This window comes from Chitinophaga costaii, from assembly GCF_900094705.1.
Classification (GTDB): Bacteria; Bacteroidota; Bacteroidia; order Chitinophagales; family Chitinophagaceae; genus Chitinophaga; species Chitinophaga costaii.
This window is the reverse complement of the sequence record NZ_FMAR01000001.1, coordinates 481,967-505,501: the sequence shown is the minus strand read 5'-3', so window position 1 is coordinate 505,501 and position 23,535 is coordinate 481,967. Positions and strand designations below refer to the sequence as shown.

Genomic DNA, 23,535 nt, shown 5'->3' with positions numbered 1-23,535 from the left:
GCAAATATAGGGCGGGAATTTGTACAAAATGCCAGGCATTGGTGATCGGGTGCCGGCTCCTGCCTGCCGGGGCATTTTCATAGTGTGCAGCACCCCGGGGCCTGGCTGTACGGTATGGGTACATTGTACAATTGCGTACCTTTGCCCTCTTATGCGCAAATTGAGTATGGAAGAACTGGGCCGCAAGTCGGTCAGTGAGTTTAAAACAGCCGATAAAACGCCCCTTGTACTCGTGTTGGATAATATCCGCAGCATGCATAACGTAGGGTCTGTGTTCCGCACGGCAGATGCCTTTTTATTGCAAGGCATAGCCCTGTGTGGCTACACCCCGGTGCCACCCCACCGCGATATCCACAAAACCGCCCTGGGCGCTACGGATACTGTGGCCTGGGAATATTTTCCCACCACCCTGGAGGCCGTACAGCAATTGCAGTCGCAGGGCTACCAGGTACTGGCCGTAGAGCAGGCCGCCGGCAGCATCATGCTGGATGCCTTCCAGCCGGGCGCGCAGCCCCTCGCACTGGTGTTTGGCAACGAAGTAAGTGGGGTAGAAGCCAGCGTGATGGCCGTGGTGAACGGCTGCCTGGAAATACCGCAACTGGGCATGAAACATTCCCTCAACATTTCCGTGAGTACCGGTATTGTGGTATGGGATATTTTCACCAAATGGAAACATTCACTTTAGAAAGACTTGAGATTGCTAAAAGCTTATTTTTTATGATCCGAACCATCAACAAATACCTGTCGCTCGTAAAGTTCAGTCACACCATCTTTGCCATGCCCTTTGCACTGATCGGCTTTTTCCTGGCCACTTTGCAACCGGATGCGCATTTTTCCTGGATGCTGCTGCTGGAAGTGGTGTTGTGCATGGTGTTTGCGCGCAGCGCTGCCATGGCCTTCAATCGCTGGCTGGATGCCGAATTTGATGGCCGCAATCCCCGCACCGCCCGCCGCGAGATACCAGCCGGTGTTATTCCCCCAAAAAATGCACTGCTGTTTGTGATCATCAACAGCGGCCTTTTTATACTCACCACCTGGTTCATTAACCTGCTCTGTTTCCTGTTATCACCGGTGGCATTGCTGGTAGTGTTAGGGTATAGTTATACCAAGCGATTCACCCCGCTTTGCCACCTGGTGCTGGGCCTTGGCCTGTCGCTGGCGCCTATTGGGGCTTATCTGGCCGTGACCGGGCATTTTGCCCTGTTGCCGGTGCTACTGAGCTGCATCGTATTGTTCTGGGTATCGGGGTTCGATATTATTTATGCCCTGCAGGACGAAGATTTTGACCGCGCCCAGCAACTCAACTCTATTCCCGCCTGGCTGGGCAAAGCCGGTGGCCTTCGTTTTTCTGAACTGCTGCACGTGGTGGCTGCCGCCCTGGTAATTAGCCTGGGCCTGATAGCCGGCCTGCACTGGATATTCTGGATAGGCGCCGCCGTGTATATCGGCATGCTCATTTACCAGCATGCCCTCGTAAAACCCAATGACCTGAGCAAAGTAGATCTGGCCTTTATGACGACCAACGGTATTGCCAGCGTGGTATTTGCCGTATTTACCATCGCAGATCTCTTTATTTTCAGATAGCAGTGGCATAACCGCTTACCATCATACTGCCTGCTAAACAGGCCGTGAATACAAATTTAAACTATGCGCATACTCTCCATCGATTACGGGAAAAAACGTACGGGACTTGCCGTCACTGATCCGTTGCAGCTTATTGCCTCAGGACTCACCACCGTGCAGACCCAAGAGCTGATTCCCTACCTGAAAAAATATATGACCCAGGAACCGGTGGAGCTATTCGTAATTGGCGAGCCAAAGAACCTGGACGGCGAAGATACCCACGGCACCGCGCTGGTAACGGAGTGCATCCGCATCCTCCAAAAAAACTTCCCGGATATCCCGGTGAAAAAAATGGATGAACGCTTCACTTCCAAAATGGCTTTTCGCTCGCTGATAGACAGCGGCGTGAAAAAGAAAGACCGGCAGAACAAGGCCCTGGTAGATGAAGTAAGCGCCTGCATTATCTTACAGGAATACCTGCAGTTCCGGTAAGCATCCAGTCTGCGACCAATACCCACCTTCGCGGAAGGCGTGGCTTTTTAGTAACTTTGACAAGAATTTTTAGCACGATGATATACCCAATTGTAGCCTACGGGCACCCGGTACTGAGAAAAGTAGCAGAAGACATTACCCCCGACTATCCGGGCCTTCAGGAACTGATCGATAATATGTGGAAAACCATGTACGCCTCTAACGGGGTGGGCCTGGCTGCTCCGCAGATTAACCGTTCCATCCGCCTGTTCGTGGTAGACAGCCTTCAGATCCTGGAGAACCTGGAAGAAGATGAAAAAAAGGAATACCCCGATGATAAGGGTGTTAAACAAGTTTTTATTAATGCCCGCATTATAAACGCCGCCGGCGATGAATGGTCTTATAACGAAGGTTGCCTGAGCATTCCCCGCATCCGGGAAGATGTATACCGCCCCGAGGAAGTAACCATCCGTTATGTGGATGAAAACTTCCAGCCGCACGAACAAACTTTTAACGGCGTAACTGCCCGCGTTATCTTCCACGAGTATGATCACATTGATGGTAAGCTGTTTATAGATTACCTGAAACCCATCAAGCGCCGCATGATTAAAAGCAAGTTGGATGATATCACCAAAGGCAAGATAAACGTGGATTACAAGATGACGTTTAATAAATAAAATTTTTGTCATGTAAAGGATATATGCTATTTTACGCATGTAATCTAACCTCAGTACCTATCTTGGGCTCCATTCTTACATACACTGAAGCAGAATTGGTCCGTGGTCTTAAAGCCCGGGATGAGAAGGTATTTGGTTACCTGTACGATCATTATTCTCCGGCGCTTTTTGGCGTAGCCCTGAAAGTGCTGAATGATGAAAATTCGGCAGCAGATGTACTACAAGAGGTTTTCCTCAAAATTTGGCGCAGCATCGACCGATATGACGAAGAGAAAGGTCGCTTGTTTACCTGGATGCTGAACATAACCCGGAATACCGCCATCGATTCCCTGCGTTCTAAAGCGCATAAGCTGGAACAAAAAGTGCAGGACATTGGAGATGATATCCATTTTTATACAAACCATTTAGCAGTAACGCAGTCCGTAGACCACATTGGCCTCGTAAAAGTGCTGGAAAAGCTCAACAAAGACCAACGTGTTATCATAGACCTAGCCTATTACAAAGGATGTACCCAGGAGGAAATTGCCAAAGTGCTGGACATCCCATTGGGAACCGTGAAAACAAGGATGCGAAATGCCATCATTCAATTGCGTAATATTTTAAAGAATTCATAGAAAAAACCATTTGATCAGTGGATGTACAGCGCTACATATCATCCGGAATAATTGAGAGTTATGTTGTAGGGTTGCTTTCGAGCCAGGAGGCATCGGAAGTGGAAGCTACCATGGCCCAATTCCCGGAAGTCCGTGCCCAGGTGGAAGCCTGCCGCCTTGATATGGAGTCGTACATCGGCTTGCAGGCCATTACGCCGCCGCCTTCCATTAAAGCCAGCATCCTGGCACGCCTCTCCGCCGAAGAAGAAGAGGCTGCAAACGGTCCATCAACTGATCCTGCTGCTCCCGCTCCAGCGTTCCATATGGCCCATGGATTAATGGGTGGTAATAAGCCTTTACGCCATGTGGTAGACGCCAAATGGCGCCTGGTAGCAGTAATCTTTATAGTGCTGCTGATTGGCAGCCTGGCCTTTAACTATGTATACCTGAATAATTACAGCAACCTAAAAGGTAAATACGATGCCTTGTTACTGGCACAGGCCAGGCTTACTAAAGACAACGAATCTTATCAAACCAAACTACAGCAATATTCCGATGAACTGGCATTAATGCGTGATCCAAATTTCCAACCTATCAGGATGCTAGGCCTCAAAGGCCACGAGGGTAATATAGCCACCATCTACTGGAACGCAAAATCACAGGATGTATACTTGCTGTCGCAAAATCTGCCGCAGCCTGCCGCAGACAAGCAGTACCAACTGTGGGCAATTGTAGCCGGCAAGCCCGTAAGTGCAGGGGTATTCACGGTAAGTAATATGGCCAAAGGCCTGCAAAAAATGAAAAGTATGGTTGGTATGCAAGCCTTTGAGGTAACCCTGGAACAAGCCGGTGGCGCGGCTGCTCCCACCCTCAGCCAGCTGTTCGTGATGGGCAAAGTAGGTAGTTAAAACAATGAATGGTTTCCCACTAAAATATCAACACCCGCACCTAAATGGATGCGGGTGTTTTTTTTAGAAGCCTGCTTTATCTTTTAACGCAATTGTGACAAGGTTTTTATGGTATTTTTTATGGGTGTCAAAATAATGACAATCAATCTGTTAAAGCCAGATGTGGCTTTTGCGCCCACGATGTAATCCTACTTTAACAATTTCACAGAAAACCGTTGCATTTTCCTTGCCGTACATTATGGCAAGTAGCACATGCCGACATACTATGCCAGGTTGCTCTTATAAGCTCAACACATTGTAAAACTGCCACCACGGCTCATTTACCCATTGCCATTAATTAAAATCGACATGCGTAGCACACAAACGTGTTACGGAATAATTTTTAAATTTTATAGCGACGTGGATGTAAAGCATTTTATTTCATCCGGTATTATCGAAATGTATGCAAGCGGCCTGGCATCAAAGGAAGATGTAGAAAAACTGGAGGTCGCCATGCAAAACTATGCGGAAGTACACCTTGCCGTAGTAGCCTGTTTGCAGGACTTTGAAAACTATGTGTTTTTACAGGCCATTCCCCCACCACCCACCCTGCGGGATGCAGTGCTACGGCATAGCTGAACACTGTGGCTGGCTGTGCCGGCATAACACTTTTATGTTACCCATGCCGATGCAGGGTTGCTTTCTGCATAGTTCATTTCCCTTGCTGTATATGGCGATGCCTGCTGCAATTACTTACTGGCCTGCATAGCATTGTAACAGGCCATTAAAGCAGGCTAATCCCTACAGCAGTACCCACACCTTATTCCGGCATACTAGTCTGTGTTATACTTTCATAATTCATAACTACATTTGAGCATGCGAAAACGCTTGCTCTTTATCATGATCCTGGCCCTTGTCTGCTATGGAAAAATGCTGGCCCAGGATACTACTACCAACATCCGTGGCATGACGGTAAACCTCGACGAAGTCGTAGTGGCCGCCCAGCGCGTAGGTTTCGATGTGAACAGTTTTATTAAACGGGTGGAAGATGATACCACTTTTTACCGGGCCTTTAAAAACCTGCACCGCGTGGGCTTTACAGCCAGTAACGACATTCGTGTGTATGATAAAGACCGCAGCGCCATAAAGGCCTCCCTGCTTAGTAAAACCCGGCAGCTCATCAACGGCAACTGCCGCCACATGGAAACACTGAGTGAGAAAACCACCGGCAATTTTTATACGAAAGACCATGGATATAATTACTATACCGCAGCGCTGTATGCCAACCTGTTTTTTACCCAAGGCACCGTGTGTGGCGAAGAGGCTGTAACGGGCAGCAAATCTTCCTTAGACAAACACAAAGGACAGTTAAAACAACTTATTTTTAACCCGGGAAAACCCATCAAAGGTGTGCCTATTGTGGGCGGTAAAGTAGCCATCTTTGATCCGGCAGTACAACGCCTCTACGATTTTTCCATCATCGCAGCTACCTATCACGACAGCATTTCCTGTTATGTTTTTACCGCCCGCGCCAAAAAAGACCTGGGCTTATTTGATCGTGGTGATATTGTGATCGATGAACTGATCACGTATTTTAATAAAGAAAATTTCGAGATCGTGAGCCGCAAATATTCCTTGTCTTACAAAACCGTGTTATTCGATTTTAAAGTGCAAATGAATGTAGAAATGACGAAGGTAAACGACTTGCTGATACCTCTACTCGTAACCTACGATGGTACCTGGGATGTAGCGTTTAAGAAACGGGAAACGGCTTCCTTCATTGCTCGCTTTGGCAATTTTAACCAGTAAGTAATTGCTTCGCTGCATAAAAAAATCCGCTGTGATCACAGCGGATTTTTTTATGCAGCGATAGCTTTAATAAACCACGGTTACGCTGCCTGTTTTCATCACCATTTGCCCGTTCTGCGGGTTGCGATACTGCATCACCCAGGCGTAGGCACCCATAGTGGCCACTTTACCATTCAGCAGCCCATTCCAGGACAAGGTAGGGTCGTTGGCAAAATATACCCGGTTTCCCCAACGATCGTAAATGCTGAGGGTATAATCTGTAATGGGGCAGCGGAACACGGGACGAAACAGATCGTTATGGCCATCGTTGTTGGGCGAAAAAGCGGTAGGCAATACTACCTGGCAATCGCAGTTCTGGTAGTACACGGTTACCGAATCTACAGACTTACCGCAGGTATTAGTAGCCACCACGGCGTAAATGCCGGCCTTGGTAACGTTATAAGTACTGATGCTGCTGCTGTCTTGCCATTTATAATGCGGGCCGGCGCCAATGGGCAGCAGGCGCAGGGTTTCGCCGTTGCACAACATGGTATCCAGCGGAAGCCTTACGCGAAGGGTATCATCAAACGCCACCTGTATGGTATCCCGCAGGGGAGGGCAGCGGGCTATCTTGGCTTCCACAAAATAATATCCTGCCTGGGTTACATAATATACCGCCTGGTCGGAGCCATCCTGCCATAGATAATTGCCTACCCCACGATCTGCAGATAACACCAGTGTTTCGCCCTTGCAGATAGTGGTGTCGCCACCCAGGTTCAGCTTACCGAAGGAATAATAATCCACCTTGGCGCTGTCTATCACACTGCAGGTGCCACCCAGCGGCGCCGGGATGTCTACAAACACGCTATAGTTGCCCCGGGAGGCTACGGTAATGCTGGGGGTAGTAGCGCCTGTATTCCAGCGCCAGCGGCTGGCACTGGGCAGGTTGGCGGTGAAGGTGCGGGTTTCGCCGGGGCAAAGCATAGTGTCCAGGCCCAGAAAACTACTGGCTGGTACCGGCGTGCCGGGGGCAATGGTGATCGTAGCATCGGCAGTATAATCGCCGCAACCCTGCACCGTAGCCTTTACGTAATAATGCCCGGTAGTATTAACATTGATGGAAGGGGTGGTAGCAATAACGGGCGCGCCGGGGGTGTCCTTATACCACTCGTACGTGGCATTGTTCACCGTAGCATCCAGGTACATGCTCTGGCCAGGACAAAGCGTTTCATCGCCACCAATGCCAAAATTTACCGGTATCTCTGAAAAAAAAATGTTCACCGAGTCCGGGTCCAGGCATCCGTTGATCTTTACCCGGTAAGTGCCTTCCTTCACTACATCATAGGTAGGGGTGGTGGTCACCGTATCTTGCCACTGGTAGGTGGCGCCGGGTACATTAGGAGCCACCAGTTGATACGGTTTGCCTTCGCAAAGCGTAAGATCCTGTGGTCCCAGCGATGGGGTATTGACGGGCGTTACGATGGTAATATCCTGGGTGGTCACGGTGGTAGTGGCACCATGAGTAGCAGTGAGCGTTACGGTATAGGTGCCAATGGCACTGTACTGGTGAAAGGCTTTTTTGATGGTACTGGTATTCAGTGCGCCGGAAGCCGGATCGCCAAAATCCCATTCCACGGCGGTGATGGTGGAAGTATCGGTGATGGTAAATTTTACGGAGTCGCCCAGGCAGGTGGTGTTGATCGTAAAAGGATCATCTACCCGGTGATCCACAACATGCAGGGGGGATTTAAGATCCTTTGCGTACAAAGTGGGGAGGCTCACCAGCCATAGCAATAGTAGCAGTAGCGTTCTTATAGGGCGATTTGTCATCAGGCCTTTCAGTAGAAATGGTTATGAACCGTAAGTTAGTCGAAATAAAAATATATAGTAGATTTTTAACAGATTTTATATTCACGTAATGTGATAAAACGCCAGGTTCCGCCACTATATTGTAGCGGCATGCCTACGCACTGATCTTTATGTGGGAGAAAGTAATTTATTATTTTACGGGTCCATTAACATCTAGTTAGCTATTGCGTCATTTTGACCCGGTACTTTTGGGCAGTAGTTCCGTGTGCAAGCATAGAACTACACCAAAGGCAATAGGGCGAAGGGTAGGAGCTAGCCCTGTTGCTTTTTTTTGACGCATATGGACAGTAGTTGTATAATAACGGTGCTTTAAAATAAAACGGGCGCATCCATTTAGATACGCCCGTTTTATTATTGCGCATCCAGTGGCCTGGCCGCAATATACCTTCTCCATCGTTCCACCACCTGGGTGAAATCGTCTGGAATAGGACTTTCAAAATGTACGAACTGCCGGGTGCGGGGGTGTACAAAGCCCAGGGTGCGGGCGTGCAGGGCGTGGCGGGGCATTACCTCAAAGCAGTTCTCCACAAACTGTTTGTACTTCGCGAATACAGTACCTTTCACAATACGGTTGCCCCCATACGTGTCATCATTAAAAAGCGAGTGCCCAATATGCTGCATGTGTACCCGGATCTGGTGGGTACGGCCCGTTTCCAGGCGGCATTCTATCAGCGTCACATAGTTAAAGCGCTCCAGCACTTTATAATGGGTAATGGCTTCCTTGCCATATTCTCCATCGGGGTAAGCATCCATAATTTTGCGGAAGCGCTGGTGACGGCCCACGTGGGCCACGATGGTGCCTTCGTCTTCCTCAAAATCACCCCACACCAGGGCCAGGTAACGGCGTTGCACGGTATGGTCGGCAAATTGTTTGGCCAGGTCGCTCATGGCCTTATCCGACTTGGCCACCACCAGCAGGCCGCTGGTGTTTTTATCAATACGGTGTACCAGCCCGAAACGCGCATTTTCGGGAATGGGGGAGGTTTTATCATCGTTCAGGTAATAGGCCAGCCCATTCACCAGTGTACCGGTGTAATTGCCGCTGCCGGGATGTACCACCATGCCTGGTTTTTTATCTACCAACAGCACATCATCGTCTTCATACACGATGGGCAAGGGAATATTTTCGGGCAATACTTCGTGTCCTTCCGGGTTTTTGTTAGACAGTACCAGAATATGATCCAGCGGGCGGATCTTGTAATTAGACTTTACCGGTTTTTCATTTACCAGCACCATTTCCGCATCAATGGCCTGCTGCACCTTGCTACGGGTGGCATTTTCTATCCGTGCCTGCAAAAACTTGTCGATGCGCAACGGTTCCTGGCCCTTGTCTACCAGGAAGTTCAGTCTTTCATACAACGACTCACCTTCCGACAGGGTGTCGGCATCGTTTTCCAGCTCATCCTCCGGCCCGTAAAGCGCATCTTGCATGTATTAAATTTTTACAAAGGTAGAACTTTAGCCGGAAGCCGTAAATTTGTGCTGGTTCATACACGATATATTTTGAATAAGATAACCGTTACCAATTTAGGAAGCATTGACTATCAGGCCGCCTGGGACTTACAAGAACAACTGCTGCAGCAGGCGGTTACGGCCAAGCGCCAGCGCATGGCCGAAGATGAAGGGGTGCAAGCGCCTGCGCATCACCTGCTGTTTTGCGAGCATCCGCTGGTGTACACCCTGGGCAAAAGCGGACAGGAAAGCAACCTTCTGATCAGCGATACACAGTTGGCCGAGGGCCACATCCAATATGTAAAAACTAACCGGGGGGGCGATATCACCTTCCATGGCCCGGGTCAGTTGGTGGGTTATCCTATTTTGGACCTGGAGCAGTTTTTTACTGACATCGGCAAATACCTGCGCTTTTTGGAAGAGATCACCATCCGCACCCTGGCCGATTACGGCATTACCGGGCTTCGCTCCCCGGGCGAAACCGGCGTATGGCTGGACCCCGGTACCCCGCAGGCCCGCAAGATATGCGCCATGGGTGTTCGCTGCAGTCGCTGGGTAACCATGCACGGGTTTGCACTGAATGTAAATACAGAGATGCGTTATTTTGACAACATAATTCCCTGCGGCATTACGGACAAAAAAGTTACCTCGCTGGAGCAGGAACTGGGCCGCAAAGTACCCATGGATGAAGTACGTGGGAGGATGATAAAGTACTTCGGGGAGGTATTTGATGCAGTGATAGTGGAGTCAGCCCCCAACTCCGTAATAACAACATTCGCGTAAGGCAGTGCTGCATACCTTTGGCAACTATTAAACAGCAGGTCTTTGCCTGCTGCTTACAAAAAATGCGATCTGGGAGGATCGCATTTTTTGTGTTGGCTAGTTTTTATAGTTCAGTGGAATAAATAACGTCCATTTCTCTTTCAGGTTGCCATTTTCAAACAGCTCAAAGGCAAACCAGCCGGCGTGCAGGAAGATCGCTTTTTCCAAAATCAAAAAGGGATCTTTCACCTTTGGAATATCGAACAAGAACGTGCCATTAGGCTCATAAAATTTAATAGAATAAGCCTTGGTGGCAGCATCAGCCAGTTTAATATTCACGTTTCCATCGGCGGTAGTATAAATATAATTCGAAGGTTTCCACACCGGTGGTTTTTCATCCTTGGGTGTTACGTTGGCAAGGGGCGGGCGGCTGGCATTGGTTTGCGGAGCCTTTTGTACACCACCGGCTACTGGCGGGGGGCCTATATCGGGCGAAGTGAGCTTATCCGTAGCTTTAATGGTACTGTCGGCAATGGCCAACACCACATTGGAGAAAAAGTAACGGCCATTTTTCAGCAGGATAAACAGGCGGTAGTAGTTGCTGCCGGGAAGTGGTTTGTTATCCAGATAGGCATTGCGTGTTTCGGCAGGGCTGCTGGCATAACCAATAGTATAAAAATTAAGCACACTATCAAGCGAGCGCTGTATACCGATTTCTCTCACATTGGCAAAACCCGAAAGCCAGTCTAACTGGATCTTCCCCGTTTTAATAAGGGCGGAAAAATTGGGTAGCACCGGCGGCGGTTGGGAGGGGTCTACTGGTGCCGTTTGTTGTGCTTTGCCAGTAAGCAGGATGAATGACATCATGCCGGTTAGTAAGGCTAATCTCGCTAATTGCTTCATACGGTCGCAAAAATACAATTGTAGTTCATTAATTAATAAAACGACCCGTGTAAACTTGATGGGTTACGCAGCAAGCAGCAACAGGCGCGGGTTGTGGCGCACTCATCCGGATAGGGTATGGGTGTTATTGGTAAGTTAGAACGCCGGGAGCCAGGGAAAGATTGCCCTGCAGGCCGCCGGTGTGAACCAGCAGTACGCGGCTGCCTGCGGCAAAATGCCCGCCCAGCGCCAGTTCCTGGAAGGCCATCACCATTTTTCCGGTGTAAATAATATCCAGTGGGATACCGGTCTGGGTGTAAAAATTATTAATGAAAGCTATCAGGGCAGTAGTGGTTTTGGCGTAACCACCGCCATGAAAATCCCTAAAAAGCTGCCACCGGGGCAGGTCTGTATCTTCCCGCAGCAGTGCGGCAATGGCAGCCTGCATCCACCCGGCATTTTTCAATACCGGTATACCGATTACCTCCTGGTGCGTCCCGGCGCTGTTGATAAGGCCCGCCAGGGTGGTGCCGGTGCCGCCTGCACACATGATGTGCGAATAAGATGCATGCGCCGGCACACCGCTCAATATATCCTCACAACCCCTAACGCCCCATGCATTACCACCCCCTTCTGGAATAACAAATGCATTGGGATAGCGGATGGCCCATTGAGCAGTGGTTGCGTGACGATACTCCTCCCGCGAAATGAATACGAGTTCCATGCCATTTGCCTCCACTTGCTGCAGCGTAATACTCAGGTTTGGAGGGCGCTCCCCGCGCACCACGCCTATGCTCCGCATACCCAGCATGTTACAGGCCGCCGCAGTGGCGGCCAGGTGATTGCTCCATGCGCCGCCGAAGGTGAGCAGGGTGTCCCGGCCTTCGGCCAATGCCGCTTCCAGGTTGTATTTGAGCTTGTACCATTTATTGCCCGATACCGTGGAGTGCAATTGATCCAGCCGCAACATGTGGGCGGTAATGCCCACCGGCAGCCAGTCTGGCTGTAAAGATGATACAGGTGGGGATGGGAAAACCGGTAGTATCATATTGAATAAGTGTATGCTGAACGCTTGTAATTCAAGAATTTAGATAGAAAACTTTTTTTCAGTGCCGGTAAAAATAATCTTTTCTTCCCAGCGCCCCGTTGCGGCAGCATAACAAGTAGTTGCAGAAAGGCTGATACCTAAGCGTAGCAAGGGCTTGCGTGCTAAAAGGAATTAGCCGGGCTTTCGGGCATTGTGTTTGATGTAGCAGTGCCGCCTTGGTAGCGGCGTGTTCCGGGGAGTGCCAGACCGCCGTTGCATGGCAACAAAACCAATTTAATCCTTACTTTTAACCCCAGATTTTTTGCCGGGGAATTAGTCCTCATAAACGTTAATAACTCGCAATGCAACAACCTACATTACTGATTTTGGCAGCAGGTATGGCCAGCCGCTACGGTAGCCTCAAACAGATCCAGCAATTTGGGCCTGGCGGAGAAACGATTATCGATTATTCTATTTACGATGCCATCCGCGCCGGATTTGGCAAAATCGTATTTATTATACGCAAAGATTTCGAACAGGATTTTAAAGATATTTTTGAGCCTAAGCTCAAGGGCCGGGTAGAAACGGCCTATGTGTATCAGGAAATGAACGCCTTCCTGGGCGATTATCCCCTGCCGGCAGACCGTACCAAACCATGGGGTACTGCACATGCCATTTTGTGCGCTAAAAACGCCATCAATGAGCCTTTCGCGGTGATTAACGCCGACGATTTCTATGGTCGTGATTCTTTTGAAAAAATGGCCAAATTCCTTTCTACTGATTGTAAAGAGAATGTGTATAGCGTAGTGGGTTATGAGCTGGGCAAAACCATCAGCGAACACGGCTCGGTATCGCGCGGAGTATGTGCAGACGATGGCAAGGGCAACCTGGCCGCCATTAACGAACGGACCAAAGTGTATAAAGATGCAGACCAGATTGTGTATGAAGATGCCGCCGGCAAGCATCCCCTGGACGCTAAAACCCCCGTATCTATGAACTTCTGGGGCTTTGCACCCTCCGTGTTTAGCCTGAGCGAAGGCTTATTTAAAACCTTCCTCACCGAAAAAGGACAGGAACCCAAATCAGAGTTCTTTATCCCGATCGTGGTAGACGATTTCATTCACGGTAAAGGGGTGGTAAACATACTGCCCACTAGCGCCCAGTGGTTTGGCGTTACTTACAAAGAAGACGCCCCCGGCGTGCAGGCCAGCCTAAGTGCTTTGGTAACCGCTGGCGAGTATCCACCGGTGTTGTGGAAATAAAAAACGTGTTTTTATTAAAACTTTTGCATGTTTTAGGGGTGAATTTGAAATAATCGAAAGGAATTTTACTTAATTTGATATTTATCTAAACATTTAAAAGGTTATTGTTTTATAATCTAACGGGCTATACTTTTGTAAAAGTCGTAAAATACGATACCTCCTATGTGGGTAAATAAAGACAATATAAAAATTAATCACATCGTTCCTCAGTTAAACTGGGCCATTAGCCTCGTCGTGATAGTCATTGTCATTATTAGCCACCAGATCGGAGGATAGGTAAACGTGTATAATCATAGAACGATATAGAACGCCTTCCTCCGCCACGAGGAAGGCTTTTTTTATGCCCTGTAATTTCATTTGCAATCAACAACCTGAAAAAAATGTATAGTTATTACGACCAAAACACCGTCTTGTATCTAAATGGCGAGTACCTGAAAGCCGCCGAAGCAAAAACCGACCTGTATGGACAATCATTGCACTATGGTTATGCTGTATTTGAAGGCATCCGTGCTTACAAAACCATAAAAGGAGAAGTGAAGATCTTTAAAGCCCAAGAACACTTCGACCGCTTTAAACGTTCTTGTGAACTGATACATATGCCATACCCGTTCAATAATGACGAACTGATCGCCGCCTGTTACAAGGTGTTGGAGCTAAACAAAATGGAAGAAGCCTACATCCGCCCGCTGGCTTTCTGTCCGCCGAATATGACGCTGAAGGCGGCTTTGGAAACAGAAATTTTGATCTGCGCATGGGATTGGGCCGCTTATTTGGGTGAAAAACAACTGCGGGTAATGACTTCCTCTTACCAACGCCCTAACCCGAAAGCATTTGCAATAGAATCCAAAACTTCTGGCCTATATGTAAATTCTATCCTGGCTTCGCAGGAAGCCAAAGAAAAAGGATACGATGAAGCGCTGCTGCTGGACATCAATGGTTATGTAGCGGAAGGCCCCGGTGCTAATGTCTTCTTCGAAAAAGACGGTAAAATTATTACCCCGCCCACTGGCAACATCCTCCCTGGCATTACCCGCGCCACTGTTATTGAACTTTGCCACGAACTCAATATTCCACTAGAAGAAAAATTATCGACGATCGAAGAATTGCGCGCAGCAGACAGCGCCTTTTTCTGTGGTACCGCTGCCGAACTGATTGGCTGGGAATCGCTGGATGGCCAGCCTTTTACTAAGCCCTGGGCCGATTCTTTAGGTAAATACCTTCAGAAAGCCTACAAAGCCCGTGTGTTGGAAGCGGAGTTCAAGGAAGTATATAAACCAGCCGAAGTCGTGTAAATCTTACCCGTACAGGCTTAATGTCTTTATCTTATTACCATCCGGCCATTTCCATACACCTGCTGCTTTGCCGTGCCGGTTTGTGGAAATGAATCTGGAAAAACTACCCTTTTCCCGCATTCAATACTCCTTACCGGCTTCATTACCGCCCTGGCGGATGAGCATACCCGGAAGGAGAAACAGCAGCAGGGCAACGGGTGGCCGGCAGGAAGGATGGCCCTTTCACAGTGGAAGTAATCTTTTTTAAATATCCCCGCGGGTTGAAACTCGTAAAACGGCTTACCTGAAATGCCCTGCCAATGGGCGTTTTGACGAAAATTGCCGGGTTTTGAACAGCGGGAATGCAGCAATAGTCGATTTGACCTAACCGGCATTGCCGGGTAATTTGGTACCGGAAATAACTAATAAATGGAACTCAATAAGTATAGCAAAACGCTCACACAAGACCCAACACAACCGGCTGCCCAAGCCCAGTTCTACGCGTTAGGACTTACAGAACACGACCTCACAAAAGCCCAGGTAGGCATTGTAAGTATGGGATATGATGGCAATCCCTGCAATATGCACCTGAACGGGCTGGCAGATATTGTGAAACAAGGGGTATGGGCCAACGACCTGGTGGGCTTTCGTTTTTATACTATTGGTGTAAGCGATGGCATGACCAATGGTACCGATGGTATGCGCTATTCGCTGGTGAGCCGCGACCTGATTGCAGATTCCATTGAAACCGTTTGCGGTGGACAGTATTATGATGGCCTTATTACTATTCCCGGCTGCGATAAAAATATGCCTGGTTCGCTGATGGCCATGGGCCGGCTAAACCGTCCTTCCATTATGGTGTACGGTGGTAGCATTGCCCCCGGCAGATACAAAGGACAAGACCTCAACATTATTTCCGCCTTTGAAGCCCTGGGTCAGAAAATGGCGGGGAACCTGGACGATAACGATTTTAAAAACATCGTTCAGCATAGCTGCCCCGGCGCAGGCGCCTGTGGCGGCATGTATACGGCCAATACCATGAGTTCTGCCATAGAAGCAATGGGCATGAGCCTGCCTTATAGCGCTTCTAACCCGGCTATCAGCAAGGATAAAGAAGCAGAATGCCTGGCGGCTGGCAAATACATTCGCCTCTTGTTGGAGCGCGACATTAAGCCCAGGGACATCATGACGCGTAAGGCATTTGAAAACGCCTTCACCATGGTTATTGCACTGGGTGGCAGTACCAACGCAGTATTGCACCTCATTGCCATTGCCAAATCGGTAGACCTGCCATTTACCCTCAAAGATTTTCAGGACATCAGCGATCGTACGCCACTGCTGGCCGATTTGAAGCCCAGCGGCAAATACCTGATGGAAGACCTGCACAAAATAGGCGGAGTACCCCTAGTGATGAAATACCTGCTTAAAAAAGGCTACCTGCATGGGGATTGTATGACCGTAACCGGTAAGACCATCGCAGAAAACCTGGCAGATGTAAAAGACATTGATTTTGACACCCAACATATTATTGCCCCGGTAGAACAGGCATTGAAGATCAACGGGCATATACAAATGCTCTATGGCAACCTGGCTACCAAAGGTTCTGTGGCCAAGATTACCGGCAAGGAAGGCGAAAAATTTACCGGCCCCGCCCGCGTGTTCGACGGAGAGTTTGAACTGATTGCAGGCATACAGTCGGGCAGGGTGCAACATGGCGATGTCGTCGTCATTCGCTACGTGGGCCCAAAAGGCGCCCCCGGCATGCCGGAAATGCTGAAACCTACCTCGGCTATCATCGGGGCAGGGCTGGGCAAAAGCGTAGCGTTGATCACCGACGGCCGTTTCTCTGGTGGTACACATGGCTTCGTAGTAGGCCACATTGTACCGGAAGCCTTTGAAGGTGGCGGGATTGCGCTGGTACAAGATAACGACGTGATAGAACTCGATGCCGTAAATAATACCATCAACGTATTGCTCTCTGATGCAGAACTGGCAGCACGCCGCGCCCAATGGAAAGCGCCCGCGCTGAAAGTTACTAAAGGAGTATTATTTAAATATGCTAAAACTGTAAAAGATGCAACAGAAGGATGTGTTACCGACGAAGCCTAAATCGTCCGCTCCGGCAGTTACCGTTGCTAAAAATATAACCGGTGCAGAAGCCGTGATCCGTTCCCTGGTGGCCGAAGGGGTAGAAACTATTTTCGGTTATCCCGGCGGCGCTATTATGCCCATTTACGATGCCCTCTACGATTTCCAGGACCGGGTGCATCATATCCTGGTACGCCATGAACAGGGCGCCGTACATGCCGCGCAAGGGTATGCCCGCAGCAATGGCAAGGTAGGCGTAGTGTTTGCCACTAGTGGGCCGGGTGCTACTAACCTGGTAACGGGCATAGCCGATGCTTATGTAGATTCTACCCCCCTGGTATGCATTACAGGCCAGGTGGCGGCAGCGCTGCTGGGCACCGATGCCTTCCAGGAAACCGACGTGATTGGTATTACCATGCCTGTCACCAAATGGAACATCCAGGTAACCCGGGCAGAAGATATTGCCGGTGCCCTGGCCAAAGCATTCTACATTGCCCAGAGTGGCCGTCCAGGACCCGTGCTGGTAGACATTACCAAGAATGCCCAATTTGACAAAACCGATTTCGATTATAAACCCTGTCAATACATTCGCAGCTACCAGCCTTTGCCCACGCTCAATCCAGACCAGATTGCCGCGGCGGCCCAGGCCATTAACAAGGCCCAACGCCCCTACATCCTGTGTGGCCATGGCGTGTTGCTGAGCGGTGCGGAAAAAGCGCTGATCGCATTGGCAGAAAAAGCTGGCATCCCCATCGCTTCCACCCTGCTGGGGCTTTCCGCCGTACCGGTAAACCATCCGCTGTACGTAGGTTACCTGGGCATGCATGGTAACTATGCCACTAACATCAACACCAATCAGTGCGACCTGATCATCGCCGTAGGCATGCGTTTCGACGACCGGGTAACCGGAGATGTGGAGCAATACGCCCGCCAGGCCACAGTGATCCACATCGAGATCGATGCCGCCGAGATCAATAAAATTATTCCTGCCGATATACCGGTGCATGCCGATGCTAAAGCTGCTTTAGAAGCGCTGCTGCCGCAAGTGCAGGCCGCCAGCCACGCTGCCTGGGTGGCCACTTTCCGCGAAGGCGATCAATTGGAATACGAGCAAGTGAAAAAGCACGAGCTGTACCCTGCCGGTGGCGAACTGAAAATGGCGGAAGTGATTCGCCGTATCTCAGAGAAAACTCAAGGCAAGGCTATCCTCGTTACTGATGTGGGCCAGCACCAGATGGTAGCTTCCCGTTACTATGCATTTACCGAACCTAATACCAACATTACATCCGGTGGCATGGGTACCATGGGCTTTGCCCTGCCAGCCGCCATGGGCGCTAAAATGGGTGCCCCTCATAAAGAAGTAGTGGCCATTATTGGAGATGGATGTTTCCAAATGACTTTACAGGAACTGGGTACTATAAACCAATCGAAGATCGGCGTGAAGATCGTGATCCTGAATAATAACTTCCTGGGCATGGTGCGCCAGTGGCAGCAACTATTTTTTGATAAGCGCTATTCGTCTACCGAAATGATAAACCCCGACTTTATACAGATTGCAAAAGGGTTTTTCATACCGGGCCAGAAAGTAAGCAGCCGCGATGCCATAGACGACGCTATAGACACCATGCTGGCGCATGAAGGCGCCTACCTGCTGGAAGTGGTGGTGGAAAAAGAAGAGAACGTGTTTCCAATGGTGCCCACCGGTGCCGGCGTTGGCGACATTCGGCTGGATTAATCATTACCTACTTTCACAACCCAGATTTTATGCAAAAAGAATATACAGTAACGGTGTACACAGAAGACCGGATCGGGATCACCAACCGCATCACGGTGATCTTTACCCGCCGGCAAATAAATATCACGAGCCTCACCACCGCAGAAACCGAAATCCCGGGGGTTTATAAGTTCATTATTACCGTACTATCCACCCGGGAAAAGCTGGAAAAGGTGGTAGGCCAGATAGAACGCCTGATAGAAATACACCGCGCCTTTGTACACGAGGAGGAAGATGTGGTATACCAGGAACTGGCGCTGTACAAAATAGCCACCACACGGCTGCATAATAACAACATAGAACAACTGATCCGCGATAACAATGCCCGTATTCTCACCATCACCCCTGATTATGTGGTGATAGAGAAAACCGGCCACCAGCAGGAGCTACTAAGCATGCTGAAGCAACTGGAACCTTACGGGCTGATCGAATATTCTAAGAGCGGGCGAGTAGCCATTGTAAAATGGAGCCGCCGTTTCCACGAGCATTTGAAAGACCTGTCGCTGAAGGAGGCTGAGTTCTAACGTATACGCATACACGAATAATTCCATCATTTCTTCATCCGCTTTAAAAAGCGCTGCCGTCCTAAGGCCGCAGCTGATTTTAAAACCGCTTAAACAAACAAATATTACATGGCAACCATCAATTTTGGAGGCGTACAGGAACAAGTAGTCACCCGGGAAGAATTTCCCATGGAAAAGGCAAGAGAAGTGCTGAAAAACGACACCATTGCAATCATTGGATATGGCGTGCAAGGTCCCGGCCAGGCACTGAACCTGAAAGACAATGGTTTTAACGTGATCATTGGTCAGCGTAAAAATTCTAAAACCTGGGATAAAGCCGTAGCTGATGGCTGGGTGCCTGGCAAAACGCTGTTCGAGATCGAAGAAGCTGCTGAAAAAGGTACTATTCTCCAGTTCCTCCTGTCTGATGCAGGCCAGATTAGCCTGTGGCCTAGTTTGAAAAAACACCTCACGCCGGGTAAAGCGTTATACTTCTCCCATGGCTTTGGTATTACCTATAAAGAACAAACCAACATTATCCCGCCTGCAGATGTAGACGTGATCCTGGTGGCGCCTAAAGGCTCCGGTACTTCTTTGCGCCGCATGTTCCTGGCGGGTCAGGGCCTGAACTCCAGTTATGCTATTTTCCAGGATGCTACCGGTAAGGCAAAAGACCGCGTAGTGGCCCTTGGTATTGGCGTTGGTTCCGGTTACCTGTTTGAAACAGATTTTAAGAAAGAAGTATACTCCGATCTTACCGGCGAACGTGGTACGCTGATGGGCTGCATCCAGGGAATTTTTGCCGCACAGTACGAAGTGCTGCGCAAAAATGGCCACTCTCCTTCAGAAGCCTTCAACGAAACCGTAGAAGAACTGACCCAGTCGCTGATGCCGCTGGTGGCAGAAAACGGGATGGACTGGATGTACGCCAACTGTTCTACCACGGCCCAACGCGGTGCGCTAGACTGGTGGAAGAAATTTAAAGCAGCTACCCAACCCGTGTTTGAAGAACTGTACGCCAGTGTGGCAGCGGGCAAAGAAGCCGCCCGTTCTATCGCTTCCAACAGCACCCCTGATTACCGCGAAAAGCTGGACGCAGAACTCAAAGAACTGCGCGAAAGCGAAATGTGGCAGGCAGGTGCAGCAGTACGTAAACTGCGTCCGGGTAAATAAGCGGAATGGAAGCGTAACAGACCCTTCCTTCCTCCACGGATAAAGATGCCGGAAGTACAAAACTGTAAAGGGCTTTACGCTTTCTTGCAGTATGGGCTTCCGGTTTTCGTTTTTTAGTTCACTGCTCATCATGCCCCATAAGCGGCTGGTGAACCTGGAAAAAATATTTTATGTCGTTAGTAGAGAACCTTGTATCGGTAGCACAAATACAGGAAGCAGCAGCGCTGTTAAAACCCGTGGTAAACCGTACCCCCCTTACTTATAGCGCCACTTTATCGCGCCGTTATCAATGCGATGTGTACCTGAAGCGGGAAGACATGCAGGTTGTACGCAGTTATAAATTACGGGGTGCCTACAATATGATCCGCAACCTGGAACCTTCCCTCATTGCCAAAGGCGTGACAACGGCCAGCGCAGGCAATCATGCACAGGGATTTGCATTCGCCTGCAAGGCATTAAACATGCAAGGCGTTATATTCATGCCCATCATTACCCCCAATCAAAAAGTAAGGCAAGTCACCATGTTCGGGGGCGACAATATCCAGATACGCCTAGTGGGAGACACCTTCGACGATTGTTCGGCAGAAGCCCAGGCTTTTACCAAGGCCAATGGCATGACCTATATTCCGCCATTTGATAACCCAAAGATCATTGCCGGCCAGGGTACCGTGGCCGTGGAAATACTGGAAGATCAACAAAACTTTGACTACCTCTTTGTACCCATTGGCGGTGGCGGACTGGCAGCAGGTACCGGCACTTATTTCAAGGCCTTTAGCCCGCAGACCCAGGTGATAGGCGTGGAGCCGGAAGGTGCGCCCAGCATGACGCGGGCCTTGGCCGAAGGCGGCCCCGTAACGCTTACCGGCATAGACAGCTTCGTGGATGGCGCTGCGGTGAAAAGAGTAGGAGATCTCAATTATGCGATCTGCGAAAAGGTGCTGGATAAAATGGTGATCGTACCGGAAGGCAAAGTATGTTCCACCATTTTGAAATTATATAATGAAGACGCTATCGTGGTAGAACCCGCAGGGGCCCTGTCTATCGCCGCCCTGGACGATATGGCCGATGCCATCAAAGGCAAAAAGGTAGTGTGCGTAGTAAGTGGTAGCAACAACGATATAGACCGTATGCAGGAGATCAAAGAAAGGTCTTTGTTGTACGAAGGGCTGAAGCATTATTTTATTGTACGTTTTGCCCAACGCCCCGGCGCATTGCGGGAATTCCTCAACCATATCCTGGGCCCGGATGATGATATTACCCGTTTTGAGTTCATTAAAAAAACGAACAAAGATACCGGCCCTGCCCTGGTAGGCATTGAGCTGAAACATCGCGACGACTACCAGGCACTCATTGCCAACATGCAACGGTATAAACTCAATTATACAGAACTGAATAAGCACGACGACTTATTTGGCTATTTAGTGTAAGTTATTGCTTAATATAAAAAGCCGCTTTATGCAAGCTGAAGACCTTGTATAAAGCGGTATTTGTTTTTTGGGCATGACTTACTAATTTTCCGTAGTATTATACCAGTGCCACGCATGGGCGTTGCTGCGCTTTGTATTACCCGTAAATTTTTTCCGACCATGAAAATTACCAATGAACAATTGTCTTACGCACTGCTGCGCATTACCATAGGAATGGCCATGTTTGGGCATGGGCTGGTGCGTATACCCAAGCTGTCTGTATTTGCCGGCGGTATGATAAAGGGCTACGATGGCACCCTGCCCCTGGCGCTGGTAACCCCTTTTGCCTATGCGCTTCCTTTCGTTGAATTTGCCATCGGAGCCTTGCTCATCCTGGGCCTGCTCACCCGCTACGCCCTTATTGCCGGTGCGCTACTCATGATCTTGCTGATCTTTGGTTGCGCCATAAAAGAAAACTGGGAAGCCATTGGCACCCAATTATTGTATGGCGGCTTGTACTTTATACTGCTGCGTTTCCTGGCGCAGAATGCCTACGCGGTGGATAACCTGCTAAGGCGATAAGACTAATGGCGGCTACCTGCGCAGTACCGCTGACCGGGCTTTAGGACCCTTGGCCCCTTGGCCCTGCAGTAGGCAGGTGGAAATGAAGGCCGATTAATTTCCTGCCGCGCCCCCAAAATGGTGGCTATGCCTTAATTTACAGCTATGTTAAGCTTTTGGGAACAGGAAAGTTTTTTGCAGTACGACTATATTGTGATTGGCAGCGGCATCGTAGGGTTATCTACCGCATTGGCATTGCGGGCCAGGCAGCCAAACGCCAGGGTGCTGGTGGTGGAGCGTGGTGTGCTGCCGGCGGGGGCCAGTACCCGGAATGCAGGTTTTGCCTGCATCGGTAGCCTTACCGAATTACTGAACGACTTGCAAACCATGCCGGCGGCCGAAGTGGCCGCGCTGGTGGCTTTTCGCCGGGAGGGCCTGCGCTTGCTGCGCGCCCGGCTGGGAGACGACCGCATAGGATATGAGGAGGCGGGCAGCTATGAGCTGATCGCCACCGCCGCTTTGCCTGCACTGAACCGCCTGGAAGAAATTAATACGTTGCTGTACCCGGTGCTGGGAGCAGCCGCATTTACCCTCTACAATCCCGCCATAAAAGACTTTGGTTTCTCCGAAAAAAATGTGGCCGCGCTGGTACGCAACAATTTTGAAGGTGGCCTGCATACCGGCCGCATGATGCGCAGCCTGCTGGACCTGGCGTTGCAACAAGGCATAGCAATACAAACCGGGTGCAATGTTACAGCACTGCACTCCCTGACACAAGGTGTGCGCGTGGAGATACAGGCCAGCGGCCTGCCGCCGGTACCCTTGCAAGCAAAGGCCGTAGCGGTATGCACCAACGCCTTCACCAAAACCCTGTTCCCCGACCTGGATCTGCAACCTGGCCGTGGACAGGTGCTCATTACGGCACCGGTACCCGGCCTGCCCTTTAAAGGCATATTTCACCTGGAGGAAGGATATTTCTATTTCCGGGAAATAGCAGGCCGGATACTGCTGGGCGGCGGCCGAAACCTGGACTTTGCCGGGGAGGCTACCACCGATTTTGCGCTGAATACGGTTATACAGGAGGCGCTGGAAGACAAGTTGCACACGGTAATATTACCCGGGCGTAAGGTAGCCATCGACAGCCGGTGGACGGGTATCATGGCCTTTGGTGCCAGCAAGCAGCCCATCCTGGAAGAGAAAGCGCCCCATATTTTCCTGGGTGTGCGCATGGGGGGCATGGGGGTCGCTATCGGGTCGGCAGTAGGAGAGCGACTGGCAGAGATGATGGTGCCGGAATCGGAGGCTACGGCTTATACTTTTTAGACCCAAAAACATCTCTTGAAAAGCAGGAAATGCTTACTGGTAGCCGGTTATTAAGGATTTAATGCAAACGTTTGCATGAATCCGCAAATAAAATTAGTTTACCATCGCTTTGTAGCTTGTTTTTAATTCCCGATAAAAAATATCAATATGACAATTAATAATTTTTAAGCGTAAACTGTACATTTATCTATTTTTCTTTGCTA

At 49.6% G+C, this 23,535-nt stretch carries 22 protein-coding genes; 18 read left to right on the top strand and 4 right to left on the bottom strand.

Annotated features, from left to right (window positions below; all coding sequences use genetic code 11):
• Nucleotides 1–151 precede the first annotated feature (151 nt).
• The 8 genes from GA0116948_RS01815 (at nucleotide 152) to GA0116948_RS01780 (ending at nucleotide 6,000) form a co-directional block, all read left to right on the top strand.
• Entirely contained in the window at nucleotides 152–685 is a 534-nt protein-coding gene (locus GA0116948_RS01815) for an RNA methyltransferase (protein ID WP_089708415.1), read from the top strand.
• 32 nt (nucleotides 686–717) lie between these two features.
• Nucleotides 718–1,584: a UbiA-like polyprenyltransferase gene (locus GA0116948_RS01810; protein ID WP_089708921.1), complete on the top strand. Its 867-nt coding sequence runs from the start codon at nucleotides 718–720 to the stop codon at nucleotides 1,582–1,584.
• Nucleotides 1,585–1,647: 63 nt separating this feature from the next.
• The gene (gene ruvX / locus GA0116948_RS01805; protein ID WP_089708413.1) at nucleotides 1,648–2,055 is read left to right on the top strand and encodes a Holliday junction resolvase RuvX; all 408 of its coding nucleotides are present in this window, start codon (nucleotides 1,648–1,650) and stop codon (nucleotides 2,053–2,055) included.
• Nucleotides 2,056–2,132: 77 nt separating this feature from the next.
• Nucleotides 2,133–2,711 carry a peptide deformylase gene (def, locus tag GA0116948_RS01800; protein WP_089708411.1) on the top strand — a complete coding sequence of 193 codons (579 nt, stop codon included), beginning with the start codon at nucleotides 2,133–2,135 and terminating at the stop codon, nucleotides 2,709–2,711.
• Between the two features lie 62 nt (nucleotides 2,712–2,773).
• Complete coding sequence (locus GA0116948_RS01795; RefSeq protein WP_170876062.1) at nucleotides 2,774–3,325, top strand: RNA polymerase sigma factor; 552 nt, start codon at nucleotides 2,774–2,776, stop codon at nucleotides 3,323–3,325.
• 17 nt (nucleotides 3,326–3,342) lie between these two features.
• On the top strand, nucleotides 3,343–4,212 hold the full coding sequence (locus GA0116948_RS01790; protein ID WP_123891681.1) for an anti-sigma factor: 870 nt from the start codon (nucleotides 3,343–3,345) through the stop codon (nucleotides 4,210–4,212).
• Nucleotides 4,213–4,560: 348 nt separating this feature from the next.
• Nucleotides 4,561–4,830 (top strand): hypothetical protein, encoded by a 270-nt coding sequence (locus GA0116948_RS01785; protein ID WP_089708404.1) that lies wholly within the window; start codon nucleotides 4,561–4,563, stop codon nucleotides 4,828–4,830.
• Between the two features lie 237 nt (nucleotides 4,831–5,067).
• Nucleotides 5,068–6,000 carry a hypothetical protein gene (locus GA0116948_RS01780; RefSeq protein ID WP_123891680.1) on the top strand — a complete coding sequence of 311 codons (933 nt, stop codon included), beginning with the start codon at nucleotides 5,068–5,070 and terminating at the stop codon, nucleotides 5,998–6,000.
• A 66-nt stretch (nucleotides 6,001–6,066) separates the two neighbouring features.
• On the opposite strand, the gene GA0116948_RS01775 is transcribed toward GA0116948_RS01780, so the two are convergent.
• Together GA0116948_RS01775 and GA0116948_RS01770 are read right to left on the bottom strand one after the other, a co-directional pair.
• Complete coding sequence (locus GA0116948_RS01775; RefSeq protein WP_089708400.1) at nucleotides 6,067–7,809, bottom strand: T9SS type B sorting domain-containing protein; 1,743 nt, start codon at nucleotides 7,807–7,809, stop codon at nucleotides 6,067–6,069.
• Nucleotides 7,810–8,199: 390 nt separating this feature from the next.
• Nucleotides 8,200–9,279 carry an RluA family pseudouridine synthase gene (locus GA0116948_RS01770; protein WP_089708397.1) on the bottom strand — a complete coding sequence of 360 codons (1,080 nt, stop codon included), beginning with the start codon at nucleotides 9,277–9,279 and terminating at the stop codon, nucleotides 8,200–8,202.
• 72 nt (nucleotides 9,280–9,351) lie between these two features.
• Here GA0116948_RS01770 and lipB point away from each other — a divergent pair, with 72 nt between their 5' ends.
• Entirely contained in the window at nucleotides 9,352–10,083 is a 732-nt protein-coding gene (lipB, locus tag GA0116948_RS01765) for a lipoyl(octanoyl) transferase LipB (RefSeq protein ID WP_089708919.1), read from the top strand.
• A 96-nt stretch (nucleotides 10,084–10,179) separates the two neighbouring features.
• Here lipB and GA0116948_RS01760 read toward each other — a convergent pair whose 3' ends face one another.
• Nucleotides 10,180–10,929, bottom strand: coding sequence for a hypothetical protein (locus tag GA0116948_RS01760; protein ID WP_123891679.1), 750 nt, complete (start codon nucleotides 10,927–10,929; stop codon nucleotides 10,180–10,182).
• A 160-nt stretch (nucleotides 10,930–11,089) separates the two neighbouring features.
• Complete coding sequence (locus GA0116948_RS01755; RefSeq protein WP_089708393.1) at nucleotides 11,090–11,992, bottom strand: 1-aminocyclopropane-1-carboxylate deaminase/D-cysteine desulfhydrase; 903 nt, start codon at nucleotides 11,990–11,992, stop codon at nucleotides 11,090–11,092.
• A gap of 341 nt (nucleotides 11,993–12,333) precedes the next feature.
• Here GA0116948_RS01755 and GA0116948_RS01750 point away from each other — a divergent pair, with 341 nt between their 5' ends.
• From GA0116948_RS01750 to GA0116948_RS01710, 9 genes are all read left to right on the top strand, one after another.
• Nucleotides 12,334–13,233 (top strand): sugar phosphate nucleotidyltransferase, encoded by a 900-nt coding sequence (locus GA0116948_RS01750; RefSeq protein ID WP_089708391.1) that lies wholly within the window; start codon nucleotides 12,334–12,336, stop codon nucleotides 13,231–13,233.
• Nucleotides 13,234–13,613: 380 nt separating this feature from the next.
• A complete protein-coding gene (locus GA0116948_RS01745) occupies nucleotides 13,614–14,525 on the top strand; it encodes a branched-chain amino acid transaminase (protein WP_089708389.1) in 912 nt (303 codons plus the stop codon).
• A 408-nt stretch (nucleotides 14,526–14,933) separates the two neighbouring features.
• Nucleotides 14,934–16,613 (top strand): dihydroxy-acid dehydratase, encoded by a 1,680-nt coding sequence (gene ilvD / locus GA0116948_RS01740; RefSeq protein WP_089708387.1) that lies wholly within the window; start codon nucleotides 14,934–14,936, stop codon nucleotides 16,611–16,613.
• A complete protein-coding gene (ilvB, locus tag GA0116948_RS01735; protein WP_089708385.1) occupies nucleotides 16,579–18,327 on the top strand; it encodes a biosynthetic-type acetolactate synthase large subunit in 1,749 nt (582 codons plus the stop codon). The genes ilvD and ilvB overlap by 35 nt, the downstream gene beginning before the upstream one ends.
• A gap of 29 nt (nucleotides 18,328–18,356) precedes the next feature.
• Complete coding sequence (ilvN, locus tag GA0116948_RS01730) at nucleotides 18,357–18,890, top strand: acetolactate synthase small subunit (protein WP_089708383.1); 534 nt, start codon at nucleotides 18,357–18,359, stop codon at nucleotides 18,888–18,890.
• A gap of 108 nt (nucleotides 18,891–18,998) precedes the next feature.
• The gene (ilvC, locus tag GA0116948_RS01725; protein WP_089708381.1) at nucleotides 18,999–20,042 is read left to right on the top strand and encodes a ketol-acid reductoisomerase; all 1,044 of its coding nucleotides are present in this window, start codon (nucleotides 18,999–19,001) and stop codon (nucleotides 20,040–20,042) included.
• 170 nt (nucleotides 20,043–20,212) lie between these two features.
• Entirely contained in the window at nucleotides 20,213–21,469 is a 1,257-nt protein-coding gene (ilvA, locus tag GA0116948_RS01720) for a threonine ammonia-lyase IlvA (protein ID WP_089708378.1), read from the top strand.
• A 159-nt stretch (nucleotides 21,470–21,628) separates the two neighbouring features.
• Nucleotides 21,629–22,030, top strand: coding sequence for a DoxX family membrane protein (locus GA0116948_RS01715; protein WP_089708917.1), 402 nt, complete (start codon nucleotides 21,629–21,631; stop codon nucleotides 22,028–22,030).
• Between the two features lie 144 nt (nucleotides 22,031–22,174).
• Nucleotides 22,175–23,332, top strand: coding sequence for an NAD(P)/FAD-dependent oxidoreductase (locus GA0116948_RS01710; RefSeq protein WP_089708376.1), 1,158 nt, complete (start codon nucleotides 22,175–22,177; stop codon nucleotides 23,330–23,332).
• The last annotated feature ends 203 nt before the right edge of the window (nucleotides 23,333–23,535 follow it).

Excerpts from the sequence above, each read along its gene's own strand:
- GA0116948_RS01815 (WP_089708415.1), top strand. The coding sequence starts at position 152 with ATGCGCAAATTGAGTATGGAAGAACTGGGCCGCAAGTCGGTCAGTGAG.
- GA0116948_RS01810 (WP_089708921.1), top strand. The coding sequence starts at position 718 with ATGATCCGAACCATCAACAAATACCTGTCGCTCGTAAAGTTCAGTCAC.
- ruvX (WP_089708413.1), top strand. The coding sequence starts at position 1,648 with ATGCGCATACTCTCCATCGATTACGGGAAAAAACGTACGGGACTTGCC.
- def (WP_089708411.1), top strand. The coding sequence starts at position 2,133 with ATGATATACCCAATTGTAGCCTACGGGCACCCGGTACTGAGAAAAGTA.
- GA0116948_RS01785 (WP_089708404.1), top strand. The coding sequence starts at position 4,561 with ATGCGTAGCACACAAACGTGTTACGGAATAATTTTTAAATTTTATAGC.
- GA0116948_RS01780 (WP_123891680.1), top strand. The coding sequence starts at position 5,068 with ATGCGAAAACGCTTGCTCTTTATCATGATCCTGGCCCTTGTCTGCTAT.
- GA0116948_RS01775 (WP_089708400.1), bottom strand. The coding sequence starts at position 7,809 with ATGACAAATCGCCCTATAAGAACGCTACTGCTACTATTGCTATGGCTG.
- GA0116948_RS01770 (WP_089708397.1), bottom strand. The coding sequence starts at position 9,279 with ATGCAAGATGCGCTTTACGGGCCGGAGGATGAGCTGGAAAACGATGCC.
- GA0116948_RS01760 (WP_123891679.1), bottom strand. The coding sequence starts at position 10,929 with ATGATGTCATTCATCCTGCTTACTGGCAAAGCACAACAAACGGCACCA.
- GA0116948_RS01755 (WP_089708393.1), bottom strand. The coding sequence starts at position 11,992 with ATGATACTACCGGTTTTCCCATCCCCACCTGTATCATCTTTACAGCCA.
- GA0116948_RS01750 (WP_089708391.1), top strand. The coding sequence starts at position 12,334 with ATGCAACAACCTACATTACTGATTTTGGCAGCAGGTATGGCCAGCCGC.
- GA0116948_RS01745 (WP_089708389.1), top strand. The coding sequence starts at position 13,614 with ATGTATAGTTATTACGACCAAAACACCGTCTTGTATCTAAATGGCGAG.
- ilvD (WP_089708387.1), top strand. The coding sequence starts at position 14,934 with ATGGAACTCAATAAGTATAGCAAAACGCTCACACAAGACCCAACACAA.
- ilvB (WP_089708385.1), top strand. The coding sequence starts at position 16,579 with ATGCAACAGAAGGATGTGTTACCGACGAAGCCTAAATCGTCCGCTCCG.
- ilvN (WP_089708383.1), top strand. The coding sequence starts at position 18,357 with ATGCAAAAAGAATATACAGTAACGGTGTACACAGAAGACCGGATCGGG.
- ilvC (WP_089708381.1), top strand. The coding sequence starts at position 18,999 with ATGGCAACCATCAATTTTGGAGGCGTACAGGAACAAGTAGTCACCCGG.
- ilvA (WP_089708378.1), top strand. The coding sequence starts at position 20,213 with ATGTCGTTAGTAGAGAACCTTGTATCGGTAGCACAAATACAGGAAGCA.
- GA0116948_RS01715 (WP_089708917.1), top strand. The coding sequence starts at position 21,629 with ATGAAAATTACCAATGAACAATTGTCTTACGCACTGCTGCGCATTACC.
- GA0116948_RS01710 (WP_089708376.1), top strand. The coding sequence starts at position 22,175 with ATGTTAAGCTTTTGGGAACAGGAAAGTTTTTTGCAGTACGACTATATT.